Origin of the sequence: Porphyrobacter sp. TH134 (genome assembly GCF_002855495.1) — a bacterium.
Taxonomy (GTDB): Bacteria; Pseudomonadota; Alphaproteobacteria; order Sphingomonadales; family Sphingomonadaceae; genus Erythrobacter.
Map to the genome: position 1 here is coordinate 5,334 of NZ_PKRO01000069.1, position 2,727 is coordinate 8,060.

The 2,727-nt window shown below is 63.1% G+C and carries 1 pseudogene; it reads right to left on the reverse strand.

Annotation, left to right across the window (positions count from 1 at the left end):
* Positions 1-313: 313 nt before the first annotated feature.
* A pseudogene (locus C0V72_RS15625) lies at positions 314-2,626 on the reverse strand (two-partner secretion domain-containing protein); the annotation flags it as partial.
* Positions 2,627-2,727 lie beyond the last annotated feature (101 nt).

The window sequence follows — 2,727 nt, forward strand, 5'->3', positions numbered from 1 at the left end:
TATTGCCCCCGAGCGTGTAACCGCGCCCAATCGTGCCCGCGAGCGCCCCGCCACCAAAACTGGTATCGGCAAAGGTGAACAGCCGCACCGAGCCGGAAACACCGGCAACATTGCCGACGCCGTCATCGCCGGTCGCCCCGACCGCCAGGCGATCCCCTGCCGCATTGAGCGCGACCGAACTGCCGAAAGCGTCGTTTGCTTCAAGCGCGATGCCGAGGTCGATATTGCCCCCGAGCGTGTAACCGCGCCCAATCGTGCCCGCGAGCGCCCCGCCACCAAAACTGGTATCGGCAAAGGTGAACAGCCGCACCGAGCCGGAATTAAGAAAGCCATTGCCGACGCCGTCATCGCCGGTCGCCCCGACCGCCAGGCGATCCCCTGCCGCATTGAGCGCGACCGAACTGCCGAAAGCGTCGTTTGCTTCAAGCCCGGTGCCGAGATCGAGATTGCCGGTGCCGGTGTAACCGCGCCCGATCGTGCCCGCGAGCGCCCCGCCACCAAAACGGGTATCGGCAAAGGTGAACAGCCGCACCGAGCCGAAATTAGCTAAGCTACCGCCGAAGCCGTCATCGCCGGTCGCCCCGACCGCCAGGCGATCCCCTGCCGCATTGAGCGCGACCGAACTGCCGAAAAAGGCGGCAAGGCTTGGATTGTCTGGCAGAAAACCGATAACGGCCGCGTATTGCCAAGCGGACCCCTGTGCGAAGTCGCCGATCACGACATTCTGCGGATCGAGCAGAAGTTCCCCACCCACGCCGGTGTCAATCCGCGACAGATCGATATAGCGCAGCTCGAGCTTGGCCGAGACCTCCGCCGTACCGCCGCCGCGTGCACCGGCGGCGTTGACGGCTCCCAGCATGGTCGTGAGCTTGTCTGACCAGATGATCGCGCCACCACCGTTGCCGCGCAACGACGAGACATCGATGCCGACACCATCATTGACGAAGGTCGCTTGCGCGCTGTCGAGCACAGGCAGATTGCCAAACCGGCCCTCAAATCGCTCGTAATCGGGGCGCGTCACGCGGTCGGCAGCGCCGCCCGCAAACATCCCCCCCACACGCACAAGCCCACCCTGCTTGAAACCCGTGGCGCTCAGCTGCGTGGACAGCAGCCGGATAGAGTTGCCGGTGATATCAATGCGTCCGCCAACTCCCAGCAAGCCATCGGCGGAATAGCTGCCACTGGTGGCGACATCGCCTGCCGCCGCCACGCTGATCCTGCCGCCACTGATACCGCCTGAGACATCGGTGACAGAACTGGTGTTCTCCACGATCGAGCCGCCCGACTGGTAGCGCACCGTGCCGCCATCACCACGCAGCCCGGTCACATCGACCTGCGCCGCAAGGCTCAATAACGAGGTCGCGGCAACGACCACCGAGCCACCCCCGCGCTCGCCCGAGGCGTTGACCTCTCCGCCCAGCGCCACCGCACGCCCAGCAATGCGGACCGATCCGCCCGCAAGATCTGCCCCGCCGCTCACATCGATCCGGTCGAGGGCCTGCACCACGCCGTCGCCGCCATCCACATCGATTGCGCCGAGATGGATCTGGCCATCGGTGCCTTCACGGAAGGTCGTGGCGATCAACGCCCCGTCCAGCCGCACCGCGCCAAGAATGAGATCGCGCGCAGCGCGCGCACTGATGTAGACCTGCCCGCCCTGCGCCTCGCTGTGCCCACCAGCCGTGATGAGCGCCGAAAGCTCGCGCCCAAACACATCTTTAAGCCCATGCGCATCGGAAACCGGCACAGCGATCGAAAGGAAGTTGTCGCCGCCAAAATCGAGCGTTACCGCGTCACCAGCACCATAAGCAATCCGACCGAGCCGCGCCGAGACCACGCCCTCGTTGACTACCGAACTGCCGAGCAGGGCAATATCGCCACCGTTTACCGTAATGGAGCCGCCATTATACACACCCTGCGCAGCCCCGCTGCGACGAAAGGCGAGGTTACCGCTCAGAAAGTCCGCATCGGCAATATCCAAGGTGGAGGCGATGAACGAACCGGTGTTGATCTGCGCTCCCGCGCCGATTGCAATACCATTGGGGTTGATCAGGAAGAGCTTGCCGTTGGCAGTGAGAGTGCCTGCAATCCGGCTATCAGTACCTCCCGTCACCCGGAACAGTGCGCTCGCATCCGCTCCGGGCTGCATGACATCAACCGTGTTCCCGGCAGCTATGTCAAAGCTCTGCCAGTTGACGATTGCCTTGTCGCTCGATTGACGAATGGTGAGGCTGGTGGGTGAGCCGCTCTCAATGGTCACCACCCCGAACACGATATCGGCCCCGACCGGCAGGTCGCGCGGCACGAGATGGGTTTGCTGGTTTGTAACGGCGACAGGCTCACGCGCCGCGCCGGTAACTGGCGAGAGGATGGATAGATCTTTCGCAGCGCCAGTGGACTGACGGATTTCAACACGATCAGGAAGGCTGATGTCCTGATCAAACCGCGACAGCAAGTGAGTGCGCGTCGATGATCCCGCGTCGGCCTGAGCGCCCGATCCAAGTGATTGCGCAAAAGCGGGAGCAGCCTGCCCCAGACCAACCAAGGCCGCGGCAGAAAGCAGAACCTCCTTCAAGCCAAGTATGCGGAGCGCGCCGCCACTAAATAAACTAGCCTGCAGTTTCATCCACTAGACCTGTTGCGAAAGTGGGGATTAGGGGATTCCCGTTTGGCGTAAAATCTGATTCACGCTTTGGATGCAGAGGTTTTGCGCTGAGCGGCTGATAG